The organism is Arthrobacter sp. TB 26 (genome assembly GCF_000427315.1).
Classification (GTDB): domain Bacteria; phylum Actinomycetota; class Actinomycetes; order Actinomycetales; family Micrococcaceae; genus Arthrobacter.
In genome coordinates this window covers 1-5,573 of sequence record NZ_AUPJ01000100.1, presented here as the reverse complement: position 1 = coordinate 5,573, position 5,573 = coordinate 1, and the positions used below count along the sequence as shown (strand labels likewise).

Genomic DNA, 5,573 nt, shown 5'->3' with positions numbered 1-5,573 from the left:
CCCTCGCTGGAGGGTGCGTCCGACTTCTGTTAGTGGGCGAGGAAGGGGGGCAGGCTCAGCCCAAACCACTTCTGCAGCGAGGCCTCGTTCTGTCCGGAGATGTTGTAGTTCCGGATGAAGTTGTTGAGGTAGTTCAGCCACGTCTGGTCTCCCGGCTTAACGCCGATCGAGAACAGTGCCGGCTTGATCGGGTCGCCTTTGAGGACCTGGAACGCGGCAGGCTCTTTCTTCACCAGGCCGCCAACGATGGCGTTGTTTTCGATCAAGGCGTCCACCTTGCCGCTCTTGAGCGCCTGAATGGAGTCGGCCGTTGTGTTGAACCCCGTCACTTTGGCGTTGGGGAAGCTGGCCTTGAGGATCTGCTCGCCCACGCTGCCTCTGGAGGTGGCCACCGATTTGCCGTCCAAATCGGCGTAGGTGGTGATCGGGCTTCCAGCCGGCACCATGAAGACCGTGGAGCTGGCAGCGTACGGGTCAGACATTTCGACTACCTGGGCACGCGCATCCGAAGCAGTGAAAGTGGCAATCACGACATCCGCCTTATCGGTCTGCAGCAAAGGGATGCGGCTTTCGTTCGTGGCGGTAACGAACTCGACCTTTGCGCCCAGCGAGGCACCAAGCGCGTTGGCGACGTCAATGTCGAAACCCTCACGGTCCCCAGACGAATTCATTACCCCGAAACCCGGGGAGTCTGCACTGACGGCGATCTTGACCGTCTTCGATTTGAGAACCTTCGTGAGATGGCTGTCCGCCACGGCTCCTGGTGCGGCGCCGGCGTTAGCGGCTCCGCTCGATGAGCAGCCCCCCACCGCCAGGGCCAAAGCGACGGCCGGAACAAGAAGCAACTTCGGTGTTGCTCTGAACATGGGAACTCTCCTGTGATCGTTAGTGCGTATCGGATGTGGGCGCTGACTGCCCGGGTGTCCCCGGCCGCTTTCACGACGAGGATCGTATAGGAATATGTTGTATCATATATGCAATGTGATCCAGGTCAAGCTTTGTGAACTTAGGTCTGTCGCCCAATTGCCAGCGGGGCGCCCGTATGGGGTCCGCGCGGCCAGAGAGAGGAAAGACAAATGACGGCACCAACCGCAAGCGACGCCGCGCTGACCAAGGTCGCTGCCGGCGGGGTCTACTCGGCACTTCGCCAGTCGATACTGGACGGCGACATCACCCCGGGTACACGCATTAACATCGACGCTGTCTCCAGGCGGCTGGGCGTGTCCCACACCCCGGTCCGAGAAGCCCTGCAGCGCCTGGAGGGCGACAACCTGCTGATGTATTACCCAAGCCGCGGTTACAGCACCACGCCGCTGCTGAGCCTTTCGGAGCTCCGGTCCCTGTTCGAGTTCCGGCTTCTGGTTGAGCCCTGGGCGGCGCGCTCTGCCGCGGTGGAGCGCCTGTCAAACCCGGCCGGGGCTCTGCGGGCAGAGCTGGCAGCGCTAGAGCGTCACGTCGATGACACGGCAAACCTGCGCCAGGACCTGGTGGCCCACGATGCACGCTTCCATGACCTGATTTTGGCCTCTGCCGGCAACCAAGTCGTCCAGCAGGCCTACGTCCAGACTCACTGCCATCTGCACATGTTCCGGCTCTACCCCGCCGACATGGACGGCCGGATCACCCTGACAGAGCACCACGCCATTCGCGAAGCTATCGCAGCCCAGGATCCAGGCGCGGCCGAAAATGCGATGAGCGAGCACATCCGCAACTCCTTCTACCGCTTCGCGCGGGCATTCGACGAGGAGCCGACTGCGTTGGCCGAAGCCACGCTCGTGCGGATGACCCCGGATCGCCCGTAGCCTCTTAACCGGCCGGGCGCAGGCGCAGCGCCTGCATGCCGCCGTCGACGGCTAGTTCGGTTCCCGTGGTCGAGCCGGCAAGGGGGCTCGCAAGGTAGGCGATGGCTGCTGCGACCTCCTCCGCAGTAACCAGCCGTCCGTGCGGCTGGCGNCGGGCCTCCAGCGCAGCGCGTTCCGCCGCCGGGTCCGCGGCCTGGCCCAGCAGGCGGCTGACCCACGGCGTGTCTGCAGTGCCTGGATTGACGCAATTGACCCGGATACCTTCACGGATGTGGTCTGCCGCCATACTCATCGTCAGGGCCCGGACAGCTCCTTTGGTTGCCGCATAGAGCGCCCGCGCCGGCAACCCGGCGGTGGCGGCGATAGAAGAGGTGTTGACAATGGCGGCGGCGGGCGAGCGCCGGAGGTAGGGCAGTGCAGCACGGCATACGCGCACTGCGCCGACCACGTTGACGTCGAAAACGCGGTGCCATTCGGCGTCGTCGTTGTCCGCGACCGTGCCCTGCGCGCCTATCCCGGCGTTGTTGACGACAACGTCGATTCCACCCAGTTCCCGCGCGACTTTCTCGACTGCGGCGCGGACGGAAGCGTCATTGGCGACGTCGCACTGGACCGCGAGCACCGAAGCGGGCACGGCCTCCGGGTTGAGGTCCAGCACCGCCACTTTGGCTCCGCGGCTCAGTAAATGTGAGGTTGTGGCGGCACCTATCCCGGAGGCTCCCCCGGTGACGATGACCCGGATACCTGCAAACTCCATGCCTGGTTCCCTGTTCATGCTACGAATTCATGGCGCTGGCGCCCCAGCCCTTCGATCTCGATTTCCACAACATCGCCGGCCTTCAGATACGGGAAGCGTCCGGACAAGGCGACCCCTTCGGGCGTGCCGGTGCAGATCAGATCGCCAGGCTCGAGAACCATGTACTGGCTCAAGTTCCAGACAATGGTCGCGACGTCGAAGATCATGTCCGCCGTGGACGAATCCTGGCGGAGTTCGCCGTTGACCCAGCTGCGCAGCCGCAGCTGGCCGGCGTCTACCTCCTCGGGGGTGACCAAATATGGTCCGGTGGGGCAGAACCCCGGCGAGCTCTTGCCCTTGGACCATTGGCCGCCGGAGACGTTCAGCTGGAAGTCACGCTCGGAGAGATCATCGACCACCACGAACCCCGCAATGTGGTCGCGGGCCTCTTCCGTGGACTCCAGATATGAGGCACGCCTCCCGATGACCACGCCGAGTTCCACTTCCCAGTCGGTCCGGGTGGATCCGCGGGGGATGCCCACGGCGTCGTCCGGACCCCCGACGGTGTTGGGGGTCTTGAGGAAAATGACCGGGTGTGCAGGCGGTTCCGCGCCCGATTCCGCGGCGTGTGCGGCGTAGTTCAGGCCGACGCAGATAACAGCCGACGGCCGCGCCACCGGGGCGCCGTAGCGCACGCCGGCTGCGCTGACTTCCGGGAGTGTCCCTGCTGCCAACGCGGCGGCGGCCGCCGCCGGACCGCCCTGGGACAGGAAGTTTCCGTCGACCGCCGGGGTGAGGCTGCTGAGCGCATAGTGCCTTCCCTCGTGGACGAGAACGGGTTGTTCGGCGCCTGCGGCGCCTATCTGGGCAAACTTCATAAAAGCGTTCCTTTCGGGCATTCGTCGGTACGCAGAAGGACGACGGCGGGAAGCTCCCGCCGTCGTCCTCCCCCAATCCGGGCCGTCAGCAAACTGCCTGCCGGCCGGTCTGTGTGCGTTAGCTGGCGCTGAGGGTGGATTCCGGGACGTTGCGCTGGTCATGCAGATAGCCGAAGAGTTCCCGCAGACCGTATGACCATCGGGGCAGCTCCTCCGCCGCGCCCACACGGTTCACGAGCGCGCCGAGGTGGCTGCTGCGGATGGTCACAAGGTCGCCCGGCCGGTGGGTGAAGCCCTGCCCGGGCTCCTCCCGGTCCTGAGTCGGCGCGAACAGGGTGCCCGTGAAAAGCGCGAAGCCGTCCGGGTACTGGTGGTGGCTGCCGTACGTCGCCGCGACCAATTCCTCGAACGGCCGGCTGATCCGCGCCACGGAGTTGCGGCCCTCCAGTGCATAGCCGTCCTCCCCCTCCACCCGCAGCAGGATTTCCTCCTGGCGCAACGTCTCCAGGCTGAAGCTGCCGTCAAACAACCGGATCAGGGGCCCCAGAGCGCTGGACGCGTTGTTGTCCTTCGCCTTCCCAAGCAGCAGGGCGCTCCGGCCCTCCACATCCCGGAGATTGACGTCGTTTCCGAGCGTTGCGCCCACCACGGCCCCTTTCGAGGTGACGATGAGCACCAATTCCGGCTCCGGGTTGTTCCAGGTGGAGAACGATGGAATTCCGACCCCGGCACCCAGCCCCACCGAGGAGAGCACTGGGGCTTTTGTGAAGACCTCGGGGTCCGGTCCGATGCCGACCTCAAGATACTGTGACCACAGCCCCTCAGCGATGAGCACTTTCTTGGCCGCAGCTGCCTCCGCTGAACCCGGGCGGATGGAGCCTATGCTGCCGCCGAGTGTACGTCCCACCAGCTCACGCATCTCGAGGGCGCGGCTGGCGTCCCCGCCGCAGCGCTCCTCGATGACGCGCTCGATCATGCTGTCCACGAAGGTCACACCGCAGGCCTTGATGACCTGCAGATCCACCGGGGCCAGGAAGTGCGGACGGTCCGTCTCCTGCGCCAGGGATGCGCTGACGACGTCGTCAGTGCTCCACCGCGGCTCCGTCAGCGCGGCACGCACCGCGGCCGCCAGTCCGGGAAGCTCCAGCAGTTCGGAGACCGTTCCCGCCAGGCCGGTCAGATCGAAGACATCACCCTCCTGCACCGCGACCACTCTGGGTCCGGCCGTTGCGGGGTCCCAGAGCCGGCCGACCAGCAGGGCCTGCGCCGCATCGTCCGGGAGGACCGATGCCGCAGAAGCCACGGGCGCGCTCACCGCTGACCGTCCCTTGGTTCCGTGCGCCCAGCCGCAGCCGCAGGCACCTGCCAGGTCCCGTCGATCCGCTGTGGAACGTTCCACGGGTTGGCGTCCCGCAGGGGTTCCGGCAGCCGCCCCTCGGGGAAGGACTGGTACGCCACGGGGCGCAGGAAGCGGCGGATGGCGGCCGTGCCCACCGAGGTGGTGGCCGACGTCGTGGCCGGATACGGGCCGCCGTGGTGCTGGGCGTAGCTGACGGTGACTCCCGTGGGCCAGCCGTTCCAGAGCACCCGGCCGCTGATGTCCGTCAGCCGTGCCGCGAGCTCGGCGACCTCATCATCCGGTTCCGCCTGCAGCGTCGTGGTGAGCTGTCCTTCCAGGAGCTCAGCGAGCGCGGGGAGCTCAGACTCGTCGCCGTATTCCACCAGCACGCTGGCGGGTCCGAACATCTCCTGCCGGAGGATCGACGGATCGCTGCGCACGGCGGCGGATGTCGTGTGGAGCAGGGTGGGCGCCGGAGTCTCGGCGAAGTCACCCTCGACCAGAACGTCCACGCCGTCCCCCCTTTGCAGCGAGCGGACAGCGTCGGAGAACCCCTCGTGCAGGCGGTCGCTCAGCAGCCGGGCCGGAACAAAACCCGCCAGGGCGTCGCTCAGCACCTCCCGGACCCTGTCGGTTTGGCCGCCGGGCACGAAGAGGAGTCCCGGCTTGGTGCAGAACTGGCCCATTCCCATCGTGAAGGAGCCGGCATAGCCGCCGAGGATCTCATCACGCCGCGCGGCCCAGGACTTTTCGGTCACGAACACCGCATTGATGCCGCCGAGTTCGCCGTAGAACGGGATCGGCTCCGGACGGGCGTT

The 5,573-nt window shown here is 66.1% G+C and carries 6 protein-coding genes; 1 reads left to right on the top strand and 5 read right to left on the bottom strand.

From position 1 onward, the window contains the following. Positions 1-29: 29 nt before the first annotated feature. A complete protein-coding gene (locus K789_RS0102860; RefSeq protein ID WP_237739492.1) occupies positions 30-755 on the bottom strand; it encodes a transporter substrate-binding domain-containing protein in 726 nt (241 codons plus the stop codon). 321 nt (positions 756-1,076) lie between these two features. Between K789_RS0102860 and K789_RS0102855 the strand changes: the two genes are divergently transcribed. After that, positions 1,077-1,802 carry a GntR family transcriptional regulator gene (locus K789_RS0102855; protein ID WP_024365426.1) on the top strand — a complete coding sequence of 242 codons (726 nt, stop codon included), beginning with the start codon at positions 1,077-1,079 and terminating at the stop codon, positions 1,800-1,802. Between the two features lie 4 nt (positions 1,803-1,806). Here K789_RS0102855 and K789_RS0102850 read toward each other — a convergent pair whose 3' ends face one another. The 4 genes from K789_RS0102850 to K789_RS0102835 form a co-directional block, all read right to left on the bottom strand. After that, positions 1,807-2,559: an SDR family NAD(P)-dependent oxidoreductase gene (locus K789_RS0102850; protein ID WP_024365425.1), complete on the bottom strand. Its 753-nt coding sequence runs from the start codon at positions 2,557-2,559 to the stop codon at positions 1,807-1,809. Between the two features lie 14 nt (positions 2,560-2,573). Beyond that, positions 2,574-3,416 carry a fumarylacetoacetate hydrolase family protein gene (locus K789_RS0102845; protein WP_024365424.1) on the bottom strand — a complete coding sequence of 281 codons (843 nt, stop codon included), beginning with the start codon at positions 3,414-3,416 and terminating at the stop codon, positions 2,574-2,576. A 118-nt stretch (positions 3,417-3,534) separates the two neighbouring features. Beyond that, entirely contained in the window at positions 3,535-4,719 is a 1,185-nt protein-coding gene (locus K789_RS0102840) for a fumarylacetoacetate hydrolase family protein (protein WP_237739491.1), read from the bottom strand. Positions 4,720-4,727: 8 nt separating this feature from the next. Further along, positions 4,728-5,573: aldehyde dehydrogenase family protein (locus tag K789_RS0102835; protein ID WP_024365422.1), on the bottom strand; the 846-nt coding region annotated here is incomplete at its 5' end.

Excerpts from the sequence above, each read along its gene's own strand:
- K789_RS0102855 (WP_024365426.1), top strand. The coding sequence starts at position 1,077 with ATGACGGCACCAACCGCAAGCGACGCCGCGCTGACCAAGGTCGCTGCC.
- K789_RS0102845 (WP_024365424.1), bottom strand. The coding sequence starts at position 3,416 with ATGAAGTTTGCCCAGATAGGCGCCGCAGGCGCCGAACAACCCGTTCTC.